General features: G+C 58.9%; 15 protein-coding genes. 9 read left to right on the top strand and 6 right to left on the bottom strand.

Annotation, left to right across the window (positions count from 1 at the left end; genetic code table 11):
- Nucleotides 1–161 precede the first annotated feature (161 nt).
- The 3 genes from IQ254_RS22445 to glmM form a co-directional block, all read right to left on the bottom strand.
- Nucleotides 162–926 (bottom strand): hypothetical protein, encoded by a 765-nt coding sequence (locus IQ254_RS22445; protein ID WP_193968382.1) that lies wholly within the window; start codon nt 924–926, stop codon nt 162–164.
- Between the two features lie 155 nt (nt 927–1081).
- Nucleotides 1082–1696: a Uma2 family endonuclease gene (locus IQ254_RS22440; RefSeq protein ID WP_193968381.1), complete on the bottom strand. Its 615-nt coding sequence runs from the start codon at nt 1694–1696 to the stop codon at nt 1082–1084.
- Between the two features lie 130 nt (nt 1697–1826).
- The gene (gene glmM, locus IQ254_RS22435) at nt 1827–3299 is read right to left on the bottom strand and encodes a phosphoglucosamine mutase (RefSeq protein WP_193968380.1); all 1473 of its coding nucleotides are present in this window, start codon (nt 3297–3299) and stop codon (nt 1827–1829) included.
- Between the two features lie 104 nt (nt 3300–3403).
- Here glmM and IQ254_RS22430 point away from each other — a divergent pair, with 104 nt between their 5' ends.
- The 4 genes from IQ254_RS22430 (at nt 3404) to cphA (ending at nt 8931) form a co-directional block, all read left to right on the top strand.
- Nucleotides 3404–3862: a DUF309 domain-containing protein gene (locus IQ254_RS22430; protein WP_193968379.1), complete on the top strand. Its 459-nt coding sequence runs from the start codon at nt 3404–3406 to the stop codon at nt 3860–3862.
- Nucleotides 3863–3947: 85 nt separating this feature from the next.
- Nucleotides 3948–5114 (top strand): cysteine desulfurase family protein, encoded by a 1167-nt coding sequence (locus IQ254_RS22425; protein ID WP_193968378.1) that lies wholly within the window; start codon nt 3948–3950, stop codon nt 5112–5114.
- A 20-nt stretch (nt 5115–5134) separates the two neighbouring features.
- Nucleotides 5135–5872, top strand: coding sequence for a DUF1995 family protein (locus tag IQ254_RS22420; protein WP_193968377.1), 738 nt, complete (start codon nt 5135–5137; stop codon nt 5870–5872).
- Nucleotides 5873–6246: 374 nt separating this feature from the next.
- Nucleotides 6247–8931, top strand: coding sequence for a cyanophycin synthetase (cphA, locus tag IQ254_RS22415; RefSeq protein ID WP_193968376.1), 2685 nt, complete (start codon nt 6247–6249; stop codon nt 8929–8931).
- 35 nt (nt 8932–8966) lie between these two features.
- On the opposite strand, the gene IQ254_RS22410 is transcribed toward cphA, so the two are convergent.
- Complete coding sequence (locus IQ254_RS22410; protein ID WP_193968375.1) at nt 8967–9974, bottom strand: tetratricopeptide repeat protein; 1008 nt, start codon at nt 9972–9974, stop codon at nt 8967–8969.
- 45 nt (nt 9975–10019) lie between these two features.
- Entirely contained in the window at nt 10020–10787 is a 768-nt protein-coding gene (locus IQ254_RS22405) for an RNA polymerase sigma factor (protein WP_228040994.1), read from the bottom strand.
- Nucleotides 10788–11075: 288 nt separating this feature from the next.
- On the opposite strand from IQ254_RS22405, the gene IQ254_RS22400 reads away from it, so the two are divergent.
- From IQ254_RS22400 to IQ254_RS22380, 5 genes are all read left to right on the top strand, one after another.
- Nucleotides 11076–11672, top strand: a complete 597-nt coding sequence (locus tag IQ254_RS22400; RefSeq protein WP_313887536.1) for a CPBP family intramembrane glutamic endopeptidase — start codon at nt 11076–11078, stop codon at nt 11670–11672.
- A gap of 323 nt (nt 11673–11995) precedes the next feature.
- Entirely contained in the window at nt 11996–12490 is a 495-nt protein-coding gene (locus IQ254_RS22395; RefSeq protein ID WP_193968383.1) for a GNAT family N-acetyltransferase, read from the top strand.
- Between the two features lie 100 nt (nt 12491–12590).
- Nucleotides 12591–13661: a 3-deoxy-7-phosphoheptulonate synthase gene (locus tag IQ254_RS22390; protein ID WP_193968374.1), complete on the top strand. Its 1071-nt coding sequence runs from the start codon at nt 12591–12593 to the stop codon at nt 13659–13661.
- Nucleotides 13662–13731: 70 nt separating this feature from the next.
- Nucleotides 13732–14097: a Lin0512 family protein gene (locus IQ254_RS22385; protein WP_193968373.1), complete on the top strand. Its 366-nt coding sequence runs from the start codon at nt 13732–13734 to the stop codon at nt 14095–14097.
- Nucleotides 14098–14410: 313 nt separating this feature from the next.
- Nucleotides 14411–16495 (top strand): M3 family metallopeptidase, encoded by a 2085-nt coding sequence (locus IQ254_RS22380; protein WP_228040993.1) that lies wholly within the window; start codon nt 14411–14413, stop codon nt 16493–16495.
- Between the two features lie 74 nt (nt 16496–16569).
- Here the strand turns inward: IQ254_RS22380 and IQ254_RS22375 are convergent, their stop codons facing one another.
- A complete protein-coding gene (locus IQ254_RS22375) occupies nt 16570–17655 on the bottom strand; it encodes a SulP family inorganic anion transporter (RefSeq protein WP_193968371.1) in 1086 nt (361 codons plus the stop codon).
- Nucleotides 17656–17766: the final 111 nt, after the last annotated feature.

Genomic DNA, 17766 nt, shown 5'->3' with positions numbered 1-17766 from the left:
GCTCCATAATATTGCTGGCTGAAACGTTCTATATCAGCCAGTTTCGGGCATGACGGGTCGTTTGACTTAACCCATGTCCGTTTTTCTTGGCGGCTCGTCACTGGACAGAGAACTTCCCACTGTCCAGTACCGGTGCTCTAGAGGTATATTGTGTGCCTCATCTAGGCAGCTTTGAAGAAGCGAATGATCTCCCTCACATGCTCTAAAAACTGGCCGTCGGCGCTGAGTTGGGCGATCGCCTGCCGTCCTTCCAATGCCAACCGCTGGTGCTCGGCCTGGTTGGTGGCGTTTAGTGTTGTCACTTCCGTAGCGAGAACCGTGAGGTCCTGCCGCAGGGCCTGCCGCTGGCGCTGCTCGGTGGCGGCCCAGGAGGCGGGGTCGTCCGTATCCAGTTGGGTACTGAGACGCTCGATCTGGGTTTCGGCCTGGGTGAGGCGATCGCGCAGCCAGACCACGTCTTCGCGGGGATACTTAAACTGCTGCTGAATGGTGGCGATGCGGGTAGCAAAATACTGATAGGCGCGAATGGCGGGGCGCAGACCACTGAGCAGCAGGGCGGCGGCAGAGCCCCAATAGCCCAGCTGGCTGATGCCCAGGCTGGCGAGGAGATAGAGCCCCAAGGCAGTGGCCAGGTGTAGAGACAGGACGAGGCGCAGGGACCAGTAGGCCAGCGATCGCACGTAGCCCACCTGGCGATCGTCCACTGCGATGCCGTTCTCGATGGAGAGGGCGGCTTCGTTGAGGGCACCTTTGGCCTCAAAGTAAATGTTCCAGGGCACGGTGGTCAGGGTTAGCAGCCAGCCAAAGCTGACCAGACCCACCAACCAGTCGGTAAAGGTGCCTACCGGGATCTGCCACCACTGGGCCAGACCAAAAATTACCATCAGCACCAGCACTAAGCCCAGACTCAAAAAGCTCGTCACCATTAATCCCAGACTCCAAAGCTAAGGGGCAGCCGGAACTATGTGAAGTGCCGAGCTGCCCCTATGATGGCCGTGGTCGTATGACCCAGCGCTGTCGCTAGGCCGATTTTTTAGCTGTTCTGTCCCAGGGCTGACGCAGTCGATCAAGACTACATTGCTCACCTGAAATTAAAGGCCTGATCGACGGTCAAAGACAACTCAGAGAACAGAGGCGAAATGATCCGATCGCCGCCTCGAAACTGCTGAAGCTCATACTCACCATCCACCAGATTACACACGGTGAAGGTTGGTTGCTTGGGCGAACCGATATAGCGCCGCCCACCGAGGCCCAAATAGTCAACGATCCAATACTCTTGAATGCCAAAGGCCTCATAGTCGGCTAGCTTGACCAGGTAATCATCGCGCCAGTTGGTGGAAACCACTTCTACCGCCAGCCGGATAGACTGACTCCGGGTGAGCACCGATTCTCGCTCCCAGCGAGGTTCGTTACCTAGAGTCGTTTCATCGAGAACGATAATATCTGGCTCGTACCCCGTCTCGTTAGAGAGTTTAATCACACATTCTTTGGGAATGAAATAGGGCAGACTCTGATGTCGAATGCTTGCGCCCAGCTCAAAGGCCAGGTCGCCCGCCAGCCGAGAATGCTTTCCTTTCGGCTTGGGCATTTCAACCACCACCCCCCGTCTTAGCTCATAGCGATACTCTGAATTCTCTGGATACCAATCCACGAATTCGTCAAAGGACAGGGGGGACTTATCGAGCACTGCTACCATAGCGATCGCAACTCCCTGAGTTTGATCACAACCATTGCCCTCTTAAGTCTAAGGGATGGCGACGGGGAGGGGCATGGCGTTCTTTATTTATAAAACCCAGGGTTTTGGCAAAACCCTGGGTTCTGGTTAGCTACACCGCCAGATGTTGAGTAACCGCCTGCACGATATGCTGAGTCCAGTGATCGACCAGGCCCGCGTCAATGGCTTCGACCATGACGCGAATCACCGGCTCAGTGCCCGAGGGGCGCACCAGCACCCGACCTTCATCGCCCATCGCTTGCTCAGCAGCTTCGACGGCCTGGCACACAGGAGCACAGTCTTGCCAGTGGAGGCGGCGATCGCGATCGATTACCTTCACGTTCTGGAGCTTCTGGGGATAGGTCTGAAAGCTGGCATCCACCAGGGCGGCCAGCGACCCACCCAGGCTTTGCACCAGGGTCGCCAGGTGCAGAGCGGTGAGAATGCCGTCGCCCGTGAGACTGTAGTGGTGACAGAGAATGTGGCCCGACTGTTCGCCGCCCAGCATGGCCCCACGGCTGACCATTTCACTAAAGACATGCTGATCGCCTACTTTAGTGCGCACCAGGGTACCACCCAGTTTTTCCCAGGCCCGCTCAAAACCTAGGTTGGCCATCACCGTAGAGATTACGGTTTGCTTGGGTAGGCGCCCCTGCTCCTGCAAGCGCTGGCCCCATAAATAAAGAATATAGTCGCCATCGACGACGCGACCCTGGGCATCGACCGCCATCACCCGGTCGGCGTCGCCGTCAAAGGCAAAGCCCAGGTCGGCACCGTGGGCCTGGATCGCGGCTTTGATCGGCTCCAGGTGGGTCGAGCCGCAGTTGACATTGATGCGATCGCCGTCGGGGACACCATGCAGGGCAATCACCTCGGCTCCGGCCTCCAGAAATACCTGCTCAGCCAGACGGGTAGCTGAGCCCCAGGCCATGTCTAGCACCACCTTCATGCCCGCTAGATCGAGGCCGGGCAGCAGTGGTTCGTGCAGAAAGCTGGCATAGCGATTCACCAATTCTGGCCGGTAGTAGCACTGACCCCAGGCTTGTAGTGCCGTGGCCGCAGTACCCTGACTGCGCAGAGCCGATTCAATCTCAGTCTGCACTCCGCTGGCCAGCTTGGTGCCGTCGCCACCAAAGAACTTGATGCCGTTGTCGGCGGGGGGGTTATGACTCGCCGAAATCATAATGCCGCCAGTGGCCTGGCACGATTCTGCCAGGTAGGCCACGGTGGGGGTGGGGCAGAGCCCCACATGCCACACATCCAGCCCGGCGGAGGTGAGCCCGGCGGAGAGGGCATGAGCCAACATATGCCCTGAGGTGCGAGAGTCCTGCCCGAGGATAATGGGGCCGTCGGCTTGGCCCTGGGCCTGCATGACCAGCCCGGCATAGTAGCCAATTTCCATGGCCAGGGGAGCGGTCAGCAAATCTCCTGCCCTGCCGCGAATGCCATCGGTACCAAACAGCGGGCCAGCGGGAAGATGTACTCTTCCCAATCCCTGCAGCGATGATTCAACAACGGTGTCATTGCCACTGGCCGATTGGCTAACAGGGGCGATGCCCACTGGCCTGACTGGAGTACTAACCATATTAAGTTTCCTCACACCTCACACTCACAGTGGAGGATAACACCTCTGCCCTAGGATGGAACTATTCCATTGGGCCAGTTCTATCTTTGCCATGGCTATTGACTATGCCTGCCGAAAGTGTTGATTCCCGACTAGAAGAAGGTATTGCCCTGTTTAATCGGGGCGACTACTACGCCTGCCATGACGTGCTCGAAGCCATTTGGATGGAGGCCAATACCGCTGATAAGGCGTTTTACCAGGGTATTTTGCAGATTGCCGTAGGGCTCTATCACCTGGGCAACCACAACTGGCAGGGAGCCTGCATTCTGTTGGGTGAAGGAGTCAACCGCCTGCGCAGCTTTGAGCCGGCCTATGGGGGAGTCGATGTCGAGCGGCTGGTTGACTGCGGCTGGACTTGGTTGACGGCCCTTCACCAGACCGGGAAAGACCAAGTGGCCGAAGTGGCGGCTACGGTGCCCCTAGCCCAGGGCAACCCCGAACAGGCAGCGGGGGTGCTTGGGGAGAATAAAGCCTCAATTTTGCTGCCCCCGCTCCATATCTATACTGCGGTTGCAGAGACTTGATTGACATCGGTTAGCTGGCATAGCGCTCCCTGCTAGGATGAGGGTTGTGCCATCGGGGCGCGCTGTTTTTTCGCCGACGCCAACCATGCAAATTTATCTGGACTACAGCGCCACCACCCCTCCCCGCCCGGAGGCGATCGCCGCGATGACTGCGGTCATGGGGGCCCAGTGGGGCAACCCCTCTAGCTTGCACCAGTGGGGCAACCGGGCGGCTACGGTGCTGGAGCGATCGCGATCGCAGGTGGCCGCTCTACTCAACGCTCCGCTGGATGCCGTGGTGTTTACCGCCGGGGGCACCGAGGCCGACAACCTGGCTCTCATGGGTGTGGCCCAGCGCTACCGAGTACCCCAGCATTTGATCATCTCGGCGGTGGAGCATTCGGCGATCGAAAAACCGGCGCAACATTTAGAGTCCGTCGGTTGGCAGGTGACCCGGTTGCCGGTGAATCGCCAGGGTCAGGTCAGCCCGATGGCCTTGCGTCAGGCCCTGCAAGATAACACCGTCCTGGTTTCGATCATCTATGGCCAAAGCGAGGTGGGTACCCTGCAACCAATTGAGGCGTTGGGACAGATAGCCCGCGACCACGGCGCCCTGTTTCACACCGATGCGGTACAGGTGGCGGGGCGGATTCCGATCGATGTCCAAGCTCTACCGGTCGATTTGCTGTCGATCTCCAGCCACAAAATCTACGGCCCCCAGGGGGCCGGTGCCCTGTACGTACGCCCCCAGACGGAGCTGTCGCCGCTGCTGAGAGGCGGTGGTCAGGAGTTTGAGCTGCGCTCGGGCACCCAGGCCCTGCCAGCACTGGCCGGGTTTGGGGCTGCCGCCGAGCTAGCTGCGGACGACATGCCCGCCGAAACCCTGCGTTTAATCGCTCTGCGCGATCGCCTGTTTGACCAACTGGCCGGTGTACCGGGGCTAGAGCCCACGGGCGATCGCGGCGATCGCCTGCCCCACCACGTCAGCTTTTGCCTCACCGCTGCCGATGGCGATCGGGTCAATGGCCGCACCCTGGTGCGCGAGATGAACCTGGCGGGCATTGGCATCAGTGCGGGTTCTGCCTGCCACAGCGGCCAGCTCAGCCCGAGCCCGGTGCTCATGGCGATGGGTTATGGCGATCGCGCCGCCCGCTGCGGCATTCGCCTCACCCTAGGACAACAGACCACCGCCGCCGACATCGACTGGACGGCCATGGTGCTGCGTCAGGTGCTCCACCGCGCCCTGTCTCCCCTCACCCTTTCGACCGTATAGACGTTTGCTATGGAGGTGCTATGGATTCTGCTGTGACTGCCGTACCAGAGAGCCTGGAGGCGGCGATTGCCCAAGCCCGGGTGGCCACCCAGGCCGCTATTCAGGCCGGCGTGCCCCGGATGATGGTGGAACTGGTCTATTCCGAGCTCAAGGGTCTGCCCGTAGCTGAGCAGTTTTACCCGGTGCTGCAAGAGCTAGGCCTCACCTTCAAAATCTACTTCCCCGATGCCGGGGCCGCCGCCCTGGCGCGCCGCGACTGGGGCAACCCTGACTTTGTGGTACGCGGCATCGGCGAACTCCACAGCGAGATGGAGGCCGGTGACCAGGCCTACCTGTTTGTCGAACCGTCCTCGATTGAGGTCAACCAGGTGGAGGAGATGTGCACCCAGGCTGGGGACGCCTTTGTGATCATGCTCAACCCCAAGCTCGAAGACGTGGCCACCATTGGCATTGGCTATGCCGGGCGGCAACTGCGCGATCGCTTTCTCAGCACTCTAGAGTCGGCGTACTACCTGCGCCCCCTCAGTGGAGCCGTGGTGCTGCGCAGTTATCCCCACCCCTGGCAGGTCTGGCAGGAGACCGACAGCGGTTACCAACTGTTGGCCGAGCTGCCCCAAAAGCCCTCTGGAGAAGCCCTCGATCGCATTTTGCTGGGCGAAACCACCCCCAATGGTGACTCTGATAGTCCATCCCCCAAGAGCAGACGCGGCGGTTTCTTGAGCGAACTCCAGGGCTTTATCCGAGCGCTGACTCAGTAGAGAGCGCTCCCAACCCCAGCCTCCAATCCCAGAGGCCATCAGACAAACCGCTCAACCGATACTATCCTCCGCCTTGACCTAGGGGTATACTGCCTGCATTGCTCAGTTGGGGGCTACCATTAGAGCCGTATCGTTCTGGCAATTATCCAGATTTCATCACAAACCTGAGTACCCCGGTTAAAACCGTCTCAAGTGCCCCATAAACTGAGCTTAGCGGGTCAGAGGGTGTAGCGGCATTTAGCCCCGGCACTCAGTTGTCTACCCTGGGAGCCACCCACCGAGCTGTCTCGGTGTCGGTCGTCAAACAGGTACCGCTGCCTTCTGCATAGACCGCAAGCCGACATTGTTTCACAACTGGTAAGTCTCTACAGCCCATGCGAATTCTTAAGACCCAGACTCTACGAGGGCCCAACTACTGGAGTATCCGCTACCCCAACCTGGTTTTAATGCGGTTAGACCTTGAAGACCTGGCCGATCGCCCCTCAGATCAAATTCCTGGCTTCTACGAAGCGCTGGTCGAAACCCTACCCAGTTTGATTGAACACTTTTGCTCTCCTGGGCATCGCGGCGGCTTCCTCAGCCGGGTGCGTCAGGGCACCTACATGGGCCACATCATTGAGCACGTTGCCCTGGAGCTCCAGACCATGGCGGGTATGCCAGTCGGGTTTGGGCGTACCCGCAGCGCGGCCGATGCCGGGGTCTACCAAGTTGTGTTTGAGTATCAAAACGAACAGGCTGGGCGCTACGCGGCGCGGGCAGCCGTGCGGCTGTGCAGTAGCCTAGTCGAAACGGGGCAGTACCCCAAAGAAGAACTCGACCAGGACATTGTCGATCTGACGGAATTTCGCCTCGACGCCGCCCTGGGGCCCAGTACCGAGGCTATTGTCCGCGCCGCCGAAACCCAGGATATTCCCTGGATGCAGCTCTCTACCCGGGCGATGATTCAGCTCGGCTATGGGCGCTACCAGCAGCGGGTACAGGCCACGCTGAGCAGTAAAACTAGCATTTTGGCGGTAGAGCTGGCCTCCGACAAAGAGGGCACCAAGCAAATTCTGCGCAATGCCGGGGTGCCGGTGCCTCGGGGCACGGTGATCTACTACCTAGATGAGCTCGAAAATGCGATTGAGGATGTCGGCGGCTTCCCCATCGTGGTTAAGCCCTTGGATGGTAATCACGGGCGCGGCATCACCATTGATATCGACACCTACAAAGCCGCCGAAGATGCCTACGAAGTCGCCAAGGAGGTATCTAAGGGTGTCATTATCGAGCGCTTCTATCGGGGCCGAGATCACCGGGTGCTGGTGATCAATGGCCGCGTGATTGCGGTGGCCGAGCGGGTGCCAGCTCACGTCGTGGGGGACGGCAAGTCCACCATCGAACAACTGATCGAGACGACTAATCAAGATCCGCGCCGGGGCGTGGGCCACGACAATTTGCTCACTCGTATTGAGGTCGATCGCACGACCTGGCAATTGCTCGAACGCAGGGGCTATACCCTCGAAACAGTGCTGCCCAAAGACGAAATCTGCTACCTGCGCGCTACCGCCAACCTCAGCACTGGCGGCATTGCCATCGATCGCACCGACGACATTCACCCCGATAACGTCTGGGTGGCCCAGCGCATTGCCAAAACCATTGGCCTCGACATCGCTGGCATCGATGTGGTCACCACCGACATCTCCAAGCCCCTGCGCGAAGTAGATGGAGTGATTGTAGAAGTCAATGCGGCCCCTGGTTTGCGCATGCACGTCTGCCCCAGTGTCGGCATTGCTCGCAACGTGGCTGAACCGATTCTGGCCATGCTGTTTCCGCCGGGGCAACCGGCTCGCATGCCAGTGGTTGCAATTACCGGCACCAACGGCAAAACCACCACCACCCGACTAATTGCCCATATCTTTAGGCAAACCGGGCAAATGGTCGGCTACACTACCACCGACGGTATTTATATCGGCAACAACATGGTGGAGCCCGGCGATACCACTGGCCCCCAGAGCGCCCAGGTGATTCTCCAGGATCCCACCGTTGAGGTGGCGGTGCTCGAAACCGCTCGGGGCGGCATTTTGCGATCGGGTCTGGCGTTTAAAGACTGCGACCTTGGGGTGGTGCTCAACGTCGCCGCCGACCACATGGGCCTAGGCGACATCGAAACCCTCGAAGATATGGCCCACCTCAAGAGTGTGGTGGCCGAAACCGTTCGCCCCAGCGGCTATGCGGTGCTCAATGCCGATGACCCGCTGGTGGCCGCCATGGCCCAGCGGGTGAAGAGTCAGGTGGCTTATTTTTCCATGGATCCCCACAACGAGCTGGTGCGCCGCCATGCCCAGCAGGGGGGCCTGGCCGCCATCTACGAGCAGGGTTATCTGTCGATTTTGAAGGGCGACTGGCTACTGCGGATTGAGCAAGCTGAGAAAGTGCCCCTGACCATGGGCGGCTTGGCCCCTTTCCAAATTGCCAACGCCCTGGCGGCGAGCCTGGCGGCCTTTGCCCAGGGGGTCGATATCAGCTACATTCGTCAGGCGCTGCATACCTTTGTGGCCTCCACCGACCAGACCCCCGGTCGCATGAACCTATTTAATCTAGGACGCTTTCATGCCCTGGTTGACTATGCCCACAACCCCGCTAGCTACGAGGCCCTAGGCGGGTTTGTGAAAAACTGGCCAGGACGTCGCATCGGCGTGGTCGGCGGGCCTGGCGATCGCCGCGACGAAGACCTGATTACCCTGGGCAAACTGGCGGCCCAGATGTTCGATGAGATTGTGGTTAAAGAAGACGACGATACCCGCGGTCGCCCCCGGGGCGATGCCGCCAAGTGGATTGTGCACGGCATTGAAGAGGGGACGGGTTCGGCCACGGCTTACCAGACTATGCTCGACGAAACCGAGGCCATCAACACAACCTTAGACAGTGCCCCCGACGACGGCCTGGTGGTGATTTTACCCGAGAGTGTGACCCGGGCTATTGATCTGATCAAAGCGCGCAACCCAATACCGCAAGTCAGCCTCAACGGCACGACCGAATCGACGACTCTATTGGAGCAGTACGCCGAAGTTCACTCCTAAGGGGTCAGTAGGGTTGATAGCTAGACTTGGTGCGCTTAGAGATCGAGCAATCGATTAGTCAACTCTGCCTCAAGGGACTTTTGATTGAGGCGGCGGGCCAGGGCTGATCCCTGGGTAAAGGCCCGGCTGGCGAGCTCAGGATTCTCGAGTAGCAGATAATAGTCGCCTAGCCAGCGGTAGGTGAGGGCGGTTTGCAGGTCGCCTGCATCGAGGGTTAAGGCAGCGCGCTGATTGAGATAATCGCTTATCGGTGCCAGGTCTTCCCGCTCAAAGTAGATGCCCAGCAGGCCATCGAGGGCCCGAATCTGGAGGCCGCGATCGCCTGCCTCCCGGCCAGAGCGCAACGCTACGCGATAGGCTCCAATCGCATTGGAGCTGCGCCCGAGGGCCACATAGACATCGCCCAAACTATTCGACGAGTGGGCCTCACCCACATAGTCACTGGCCAAAATTCGATAGTTGGTGGCGGCCTCCAGCAGCTGTACGGCGGCATCTAAATCACCGCGCTGAGTGGCGACCTGGCCAAGATTACTGAGCGAAACCCCAATGGCCCGAGAGTCGCCGGTAGCCCGGGCTATTTGCAGCGCCTCTTCAAAATAGGTTTGCCCTTCCAATAACCGCCCTCGGTTGACGTAGAGGTTTCCAAGGTTGTTGAGGCCATAGACCTGCCCCAGGGCATCGTCATTATCCCGCGCCGTTCCCACTCGCAGCACAAAGGCACGCTCCGCTTCTGGATAGCGGCCCAGGTTAGCAAAGGCGGCTCCCATCGACCCGTAGGCGAGCCCTGCCGATTGGCCATCCCCCAGCAACCGATAAATTTCAGCCGCCTCCGTCCAGGAGTCGATGGCCTCGGTAAGATTGCCCTCGGCGAGCTGTTCATTGCCCAGGCTCATCCACCCGTCGGCCACATCCCGGGACTGACCACGAGTGGCCTCCTGGGGGCGCAAATCTAGCTGCTCTTCTAGGCTGGCGGCAGACGCCGTCGATCCCATGATCAGCAATAGAGCCAATGTGCCTAGCCCCAGTTTATAAATGCGTTTCATCTCCATGGCCCCTCCCCAACTATCGTTCCTATCGGTGAGCACCCGTTAGTTAGCCCATTCGCTGTCATGCGGCCCCGTAGCGCCCGCCACATGACTGGCTGTCATCGGCGCGGCCCCCTCCAGATCAGGAACCTGCAGTAAATCGTCGAGATCGTCGGGCAGGGGTTGGGGGCGGAGTGAGCCACCAGCCAAATAAATTTCGAGAATATCTTCGGGCAACGCGGCCTCTAGGTGCTGAAAAGAGCTCTCCAGGGCCTGACGTACATCCGAAGCCTTTAGAGATTCACCCTCGGCCTGCAGGTAAGCTGCAATGCGATTGTCGCTCCAGCGGAAAGTGAGCGCCATCACCGTCACTAACCGCTCGATCGGGGGCAGTCGATCGAGGGCCTGCTCGACATAGCACCAGAAGGGGGGCGTCGCCTGATCGAGGGAATAGTGAATGGCTTCGACCTCGGGCACCATCGCTTGGTTAATGCAGAGGGCGGTGATATTGATCAACCAGTTTTGCAGCGTAAACACCCCCGGCCCCTCTTCCGCCACGGCCTCAGGGCAATCTACCCCGCCTAGTTCGTGGAGAATATGCCGCCAGGTGAGGGCAAACAAATACTCGGCCTGCACTGGCGATCGCGCTGAGTGACGAATCAAGCTATATACCACGGGACTATAGCGGCAGAAAATGGCCGTGAAGTAGCGCCCTGCGTCGCCGTGGCGTTGAAACAGGTGAACGAGTTCGCGATCGCTCAAATGGTGGAGCGATTGCACCAACCGATGATCGCACTCGGGAAAGTTGGGAATTTGAGCTGTGCTAAACATGGATTAAGTCGTGAAGAACATCGACCCAGGCTGCTCTGCTGCAGGTAAACCCGCCACGGCTCAGGCCCCGGCAGCTACCCTTGACCCAGGTGTTGGGTTAATCAGCCTCTAATATACCTACCGTCGCAGTTTTGGCGACTTTTTTTAGGCCCTAGCCCGATCTGATACGCTGGGCGTTTACGACAGTTAATAGACAATCGACCTCAACCTCCTGCCCGATGCCTGCTGATTTGAATGGCAGGCAGACTTAGATAGTATGACAATGCCCCCTGCGCGGTTTGTTTTTTTGTGACTCAGCCCCCTCCCAGCCACGATCCTCAGCTTGAGCCTCTGACCCGTATGCAGGTGTTGGTGTCCATGGGGGTGACGGCAGTAATCCTGTTGCTGATTGCTAAAGCCTGGCTCCATTTTGAGCCGACCAAGCTGATGGCAATTCAGCTATCACCCACCGATGGCTTACTGGGGCTGGGGCTCGGGTTGGCCATTAGCCTGGCCAGCGCCATTGTGTACCAGCTCTGGCCAGACTACCGCCAAAGCGCTGATATCTATTTGACGATGGTCTTGCAGCCATTATATTGGCCCGACCTGATTTGGCTCGGGGTGCTACCCGGCCTGAGCGAAGAGCTGCTATTTCGGGGGGTCATGCTGCCGGCCATTGGCCTCAACTGGCTCGGAATTGCGGTATCGGCAGCGAGTTTTGGGGTCATGCACCTCAGCGGGTTACAGCAGTGGACCTATATGCTGTGGGCAACGGCCATCGGCCTGGTGTTGGCCATTGGGGCGGTCTTGACGGGCAACCTGCTGGTGCCGATCGTGGCCCATGGGGTCACCAATTTGGTTTCTAGCGCTGTGTGGAAATTTCGCCAGCAGCGGACTCCAGCCTGAGCATGACGCCGCATCCAGACAGTCAAGCCCCGGGCAGCCTTGTATACAGTTGTCAGGGTTCTTTAGCATTGTCAAGGGAATTCGGGTTTTGGTATACCACTATCCTAAAAAACTGTTTATTCTGTCTGTAGAGCACGGCGCTGGGCGCACCCTCGACTCTGCTCCGCAAAATCCGGCATCCGGTAGAGCGTTATTACGGCTGTAAATCGTCTATTTCGGGAGGTTGGTTCCTCGCTAAATCAGCGATAGAACCGCCTGGGTTGTTGCGATTAAGCTACTTTCACTTAACCGTTAGCCCTGATTGGGGAGTGACTAGGTCGTCGATGGATTGCAGTGCTATTCAATTTCAGTACACCGATCGATTTTCGATGGCTGATTTAGATCAGCTGGTCGGTTTGTTTCAAACAGCGGCATTTTGGGCGCGAGAACGCACCCGCGAGCAGATGGCGATCGCCATTTCTAACAGCTTTCCGGTGGTCACCGCCTGGGATGGCGAGCACCTGATTGGCTTTGCCCGCGCCACCTCCGATGGCGTATTTCGCGCCACCATTTGGGATGTGGTGATTTCTCCCGACTACCAGGGGGGCGGGCTGGGCCGCAAACTGGTGGAAACCCTAGTGACGCACCCCCACATGAGCCGGGTGGAGCGAGTGTATTTGATGACCACCCGTCAGCAGGGGTTTTACCAGCGCATTGGCTTCGAAGAAAACCCCTCAACTACGATGGTGCTCTACAACGACGCTGAGATTGAAATGCTGCCAGCCCTAGGGCAGATCGCCCATATCCCGGCCAATGTTCCAGCGGAGCTGTTCAGCTAGCAGCCTTTGCGTTGGCGAGCACCAGCGTAGGATACGCTACCATTTTGAAGGCAGTGCTCCATGGCGGAGCTGACGTTAATCGGCAATAGGCCCAATTTCAATGCAGAAAACCCAAGATTTGCACGTTGTTGAGACTCGTCCTCTGGTCAGTCCGGCGCTGCTGCACCACGAGTTTCCGCTATCGGCAGAGGCCGCTACGTTGGTGGCCGAGGCACGCGATCGCATTCGCCATATTCTCTATAACGAAGACCGCCGCCTGCTGGTGATCGTCGGCCCCTGCTCGGTCCACGACATCGACGCTGCCTACGAGTATGGCCAAAAGCTGGTCAACCTGCGCCACGAGCTCTCGGGGCAGCTCGAAATTATTATGCGGGTCTACTTTGAGAAGCCCCGCACCAACGTCGGCTGGAAGGGCCTGATCAACGACCCCCACCTCGACGGCAGCTACGACATCAACACCGGCCTGCGCCTGGCCCGCAAGCTGTTGCTCGACCTGGCTCACCTGGGGCTACCCGCCGCCACCGAGCTGCTCGACCCCGTCACTCCCCAGTACATTGCTGACCTGATTGCCTGGACAGCGATCGGGGCCCGCACCACCGAAAGCCAAACCCACCGCGAAATGGCCTCGGGCCTCTCGATGCCCATTGGCTTTAAAAACAGCACCGATGGCAGCCTACAAGCAGCGATGAATGCTATGGTTGCCGCCAGCCGCCCCCACCACTTTTTAGGTATTAACCAGAGTGGCCTGGCCAGCATTGTCACCACCACAGGCAACCCCGATGGGCACCTGGTGCTGCGGGGCGGCAAGGGTGGCCCCAACTTTAGCGCCGACCACGTCAACCAGGCGGCAGAGGAAATGGCCAAGCTCAAGCTCAACCATCGCATGATGATCGATTGCAGCCACGCCAACGCCAACAAAGACCACAATCGTCAGGTCAGCGTGCTCGATGATGTAGCCGCCCAGGTGGGTGGCGGCTCGCGCCACATTCTCGGCATCATGATTGAGAGCCACCTCAAGGCCGGTAATCAGTCTATTCCCAACGATCTGCGCGAGCTCACCTATGGCCAGAGCATTACCGATGCCTGCGTTGACTTCGACACCACCGCCGCCATGCTGCGTCAGCTGGCCAGCGCCGTAGAGCCCTCGTTGCAGGCTGCCCCCCTAGGCTAAGCTCAATCCCGCAGGGTGGGTCACCGCCACCCTGCCCCCCACTGCCGCGTCTGAAGGAAGGATACGACCTGTGGCCTACAAGCGACTGATCATAGAGATGGGCATGGGGGTCGACCAGCATGGCCAAGAGCCCACCGTAGCAGCGGCCCGGGCGGTGCGTAATGCGATCGCCCACAATGCTCTCCCCGGCGTGTGGGAAGTGGCCGGCCTGAGTCACCCCAACGAAATGCTGGTAGAGGTACAGGTGGCCGTGCCCTTTCCCGATCAGGTGCGGCAGGAGGAGGTGCTGTCAGTCCTTCCCTTCGGCCAAAAGACCCTGGTACTCAAAGCAGGAGGCATGGTAGTGGCTGGACGCGCTATTGCCGAACTCGGCGATAAAAATGACGATATGTATATTGCGATCGCCGCTGTCACCGTTTCTATTCCTGGCGACTGAACACAGCAGTATGTCAGCCAGATTCAACCGCAGGAGGACGTGACCGCGCCTATCCATTCGCCTGGCCACTGCCTACTGCACTCCGCTTCACAAAGAGCGGATCAGTTCTCAAATAAAGGCTATGGTAATTGACAGCTCATCCATTAACGGTGCGGCATCTGGCAGATTGAGATACACTTTGTTAAACTCATAATGACTTCGCCTAGGGCCGCACAGTCTCAGGCTACGGTTTCTCAACATCAGTGTTAGGGCTTTACTGCTCTGGGCTGTTTCTAGTTTTTGCTACCCTCCTATCTCGATTGATTGTGTGACTATGACAGCTACCATCGTTCAAAACCCCCTCCTTATTGGAAACGGTCTGCCCCCATTCGACAGTATTGAGACTGGTCATATCGAACCGGGTATTGCCGCCCTGATTGATGACCTCACCATTGCCCTAGAGCGGCTAGAGGTTGAAATTGCTCCCACCTGGCAGGGGTTGGTAGAGCCGCTGACCCACCTTGAAGAGCGCTTGGGGTGGAGCTGGGGGATTGTCGGCCACCTCATGGGGGTGAAGAATAGCCCAGAGCTACGAGCCGCCTACGAGGCCGTGCAGCCTGCGCTGGTACAGTTTGCTACCCGTCTGGGCCAAAGTAAGCCCATCTATGAAGCCTTCAAGCAACTGCGAGCCAGCGCTAGCTGGGATAGCTTTGAGCCTGCCCAGCAGCGCATTGTGGCAGCGTCTATTCGTGAGGCCGAGCTATCGGGGGTGGGGTTAGAAGGCGCGGCCAAAGACCGCTTTAACGAGATTCAGCAGGCTCTGGCTGAACTCACCACCAGGTTTTCAAACAATGTGTTAGATGCTACCAAAGCCTTTAGCCTCACCCTCACCAGCCCGGACGAAATCAACGGCTTGCCGCCCAGCTTACTGGCCCTAGCGGCCCAGCTTGCCCGCGCCGCTGGAGAAGATCAGGCCACACCAGAGTCTGGCCCCTGGCTCATTACCCTCGACTACCCCAGCTTTGGACCCTTCATGCAGCACAGTCGCCGCCGCGATCTGCGCGAACAGCTTTACCGGGCTTTTGTCACGCGAGCCTCCGAGGGTGACCTCGACAACGGCCCCAATATTGAGAAAATTTTGCAACTGCGCCACGAGATGGCTAACCTGCTGGGCTACAGCACCTATGCCGAGCTCAGCCTGGCCCGCAAGATGGCCCCCTCGGTGGAGGCCATCGACAAACTGATGGGCGAATTGCGCAGCGCCAGTTACGACACAGCTCTCAAGGAGCTAGAAGAGCTGCGGGCTTTTGCAAAGGCCAAAGGTGCTGCCGAAGCCGATAGCCTGACCCATTGGGATATCGCCTTTTGGGCCGAGCGCATTCGCGAAGAAAAGTACGGCCTCAACGACGAAGAACTGCGGCCCTACTTTCCGCTGCCGCAGGTGCTCGACGGCCTGTTTGCCCTGGCCCACCGCATCTTTGATGTCACCATTGCCCCCGCTGACGGCGAAGCCCCGGTATGGCACGCAGACGTGCGCTACTTTCAGGTGCTTAACGGCGGCGGGGAGCCGATTGCTCACTTTTACCTCGACCCTTACAGTCGCCCTGCCGAGAAGCGGGGTGGAGCCTGGATGGATGACTGTATTAACCGGGGCAAAATCAATGGCCAAGTACGATTGCCGGTGGCCTACCTGGTCTGCAATCAGGCTCCTCCGGTCGATGGCAAACCCAGCCTCATGACCTTTCGCGATGTAGAAACCCTTTTCCATGAGTTTGGTCATGGCCTTCAGCATATGCTGACCCGGGTCGATTTCACTGGGGCAGCAGGCATCAGTAACGTAGAATGGGACGCCGTTGAGCTGCCGAGTCAGTTCATGGAGAACTGGTGCTATCACCGCGATACATTGCTGACCCTGGCGCGCCATGTGGGTACTGGTGAACCTCTGCCCGAAGACCTGTACCAAAAGATTGTGGCGGCTCGCACCTTTATGACCGGCAGCGCTATTCTGCGTCAGGTACGCTTTGGCTGGACCGACCTTGAGCTGCACCATCGCTATTGTCCTGACAGTGGCGAAACCGTGGCTGAGGTCAACCGCCGCATTGCCATCCAGGCCTCTGTGCTGAAGCCTCTGCCAGAAGATGCATTCCTCTGTGCCTTTACGCACATCTTCGCCGGGGGCTATGCGGCCGGCTACTACAGCTATTTCTGGGCCGAGGTGCTCAGTGCCGACGCCTTTGCGGCCTTCGAGGAGGCCGGTCTGGAAAATGAGGCGGCGATCGCCCAGACTGGTCGTCGTTTCCGCGACACCGTGCTCGCCCTAGGTGGCAGTCGGCATCCCATGGAAGTCTTCAAAGCCTTCCGCGGTCGCGAACCCAGTACCCAGGCGCTGCTGCGTCACCGCGGGCTGGTGGCGGCCTAGATCGGGACTCTCATCCTCCCTCATGCTCCCAGCGCTTTGGCCCCCAGCGCTTTGAGAGAACGCTGGGGGCAGCGCTATGCAGGGTTGTGCGGCGATCGCTGGTGAAAGCCATCGATCGCACTCGGCAGCATAAAGAAAATATGCTCTGGGCCAATGAGCTCCACCAGGCCGACCCGCTGTAGCTGCATGTAGAGGTCTTGTTTGACTCGGGCTAGCGCCAGGGTAATGCCTCTCTGGCGGAGCTGGTTGGCTAGCTCGATCAGCATATCGGCCGCGGTAATATCAATTTCGACGATGGCCTCGGTGTTGATTACCAACCACTCCACCGGCGTTGTTTCCGCCTCAATCACAGCCAGGGCTCGGTGCTGGAAGTCGACCGCGTTGGCGAAGAACAGCGGTGCGTCGTAACGGTAGATCACCAGACCGGGAATAGTCGTGGCTCCGGGCCAGTCGGCTATATCATGAAGTCCGGCAATGGCGGGCACTCTGCCCATGACTGCATCGTGGGGTCGGGCAATACGAGCCAACAGCTCAATCACTGAGAGCCCCACTGCGATCGCCACCCCCATCAGCAAATCCGTCGCCAACACCCCTAGGGTGGTCGCCATAGCCAGGACAAAATCGCCTCGGCGAAACCGCCGCAGGCGCTTAAATTCTGATAGGTCTACCAGCTTAGTAGCCGCATAGATGACTAACGCCCCCAGGGCGGCTGTGGGAAACAGCGCCAGCAGTGGCCGCAGAAACAGTAGCACTCCGATGACGACCCCAAAGGCGACCAGCGAATACACTTGACTTTTGCTGCCTAGAGTATCGCCGATGGCTGTTCGACTGGCGCTGCTGCTGACTGGAAAGCCCTGGAATAGCCCTGCGCCTAGATTCGCAACCCCGAGGGCCAAGAGTTCTTGATTTGCATCAATGGTGTCGTGGTTATGGGCTACCAGGGCTCGCCCTGTCAAGACATTGTCGGAGTAGCCGACAATGGCAATGCCCACCGCCGCCGTCAAGATTTGCATGACATCCTGGCGAGAGGCCATGGGCACCACCAGGTGGGGTAGCCCCGCCGGAATTTCACCCACCACCCCCACGCCCCGCTGGTTGAGACCTAGCAGCGCCACCATCGCTGTAGAGACCAGTACGGCCAGCAGCTTAACGGGTGACAAGGGTACTCAACGTCATGCGGTACAGGGCTTTGAGACAATAAAGGGGACAAAAAATAGGGAGCCTCAGTGCAGCTCCCCTAAACCAATATGTTTCCTGCATCCTACCAAACC

This window comes from Nodosilinea sp. LEGE 07088, assembly GCF_015207395.1.
GTDB lineage: Bacteria > Cyanobacteriota > Cyanobacteriia > Phormidesmidales > Phormidesmidaceae > Nodosilinea.
This window is presented reverse-complemented; position numbering and strand designations above follow the sequence as displayed.

What these genes read in the sequence shown, in the direction of transcription:
- glmM (WP_193968380.1), bottom strand. Translation starts at nt 3,299, where the DNA reads ATGGTTAGTACTCCAGTCAGGCCAGTGGGCATCGCCCCTGTTAGCCAA.
- IQ254_RS22445 (WP_193968382.1), bottom strand. Translation starts at nt 926, where the DNA reads ATGGTGACGAGCTTTTTGAGTCTGGGCTTAGTGCTGGTGCTGATGGTA.
- IQ254_RS22420 (WP_193968377.1), top strand. Translation starts at nt 5,135, where the DNA reads ATGGATTCTGCTGTGACTGCCGTACCAGAGAGCCTGGAGGCGGCGATT.
- IQ254_RS22405 (WP_228040994.1), bottom strand. Translation starts at nt 10,787, where the DNA reads ATGTTTAGCACAGCTCAAATTCCCAACTTTCCCGAGTGCGATCATCGG.
- IQ254_RS22425 (WP_193968378.1), top strand. Translation starts at nt 3,948, where the DNA reads ATGCAAATTTATCTGGACTACAGCGCCACCACCCCTCCCCGCCCGGAG.
- cphA (WP_193968376.1), top strand. Translation starts at nt 6,247, where the DNA reads ATGCGAATTCTTAAGACCCAGACTCTACGAGGGCCCAACTACTGGAGT.
- IQ254_RS22390 (WP_193968374.1), top strand. Translation starts at nt 12,591, where the DNA reads ATGCAGAAAACCCAAGATTTGCACGTTGTTGAGACTCGTCCTCTGGTC.
- IQ254_RS22440 (WP_193968381.1), bottom strand. Translation starts at nt 1,696, where the DNA reads ATGGTAGCAGTGCTCGATAAGTCCCCCCTGTCCTTTGACGAATTCGTG.
- IQ254_RS22410 (WP_193968375.1), bottom strand. Translation starts at nt 9,974, where the DNA reads ATGAAACGCATTTATAAACTGGGGCTAGGCACATTGGCTCTATTGCTG.
- IQ254_RS22395 (WP_193968383.1), top strand. Translation starts at nt 11,996, where the DNA reads ATGGATTGCAGTGCTATTCAATTTCAGTACACCGATCGATTTTCGATG.
- IQ254_RS22380 (WP_228040993.1), top strand. Translation starts at nt 14,411, where the DNA reads ATGACAGCTACCATCGTTCAAAACCCCCTCCTTATTGGAAACGGTCTG.
- IQ254_RS22430 (WP_193968379.1), top strand. Translation starts at nt 3,404, where the DNA reads ATGCCTGCCGAAAGTGTTGATTCCCGACTAGAAGAAGGTATTGCCCTG.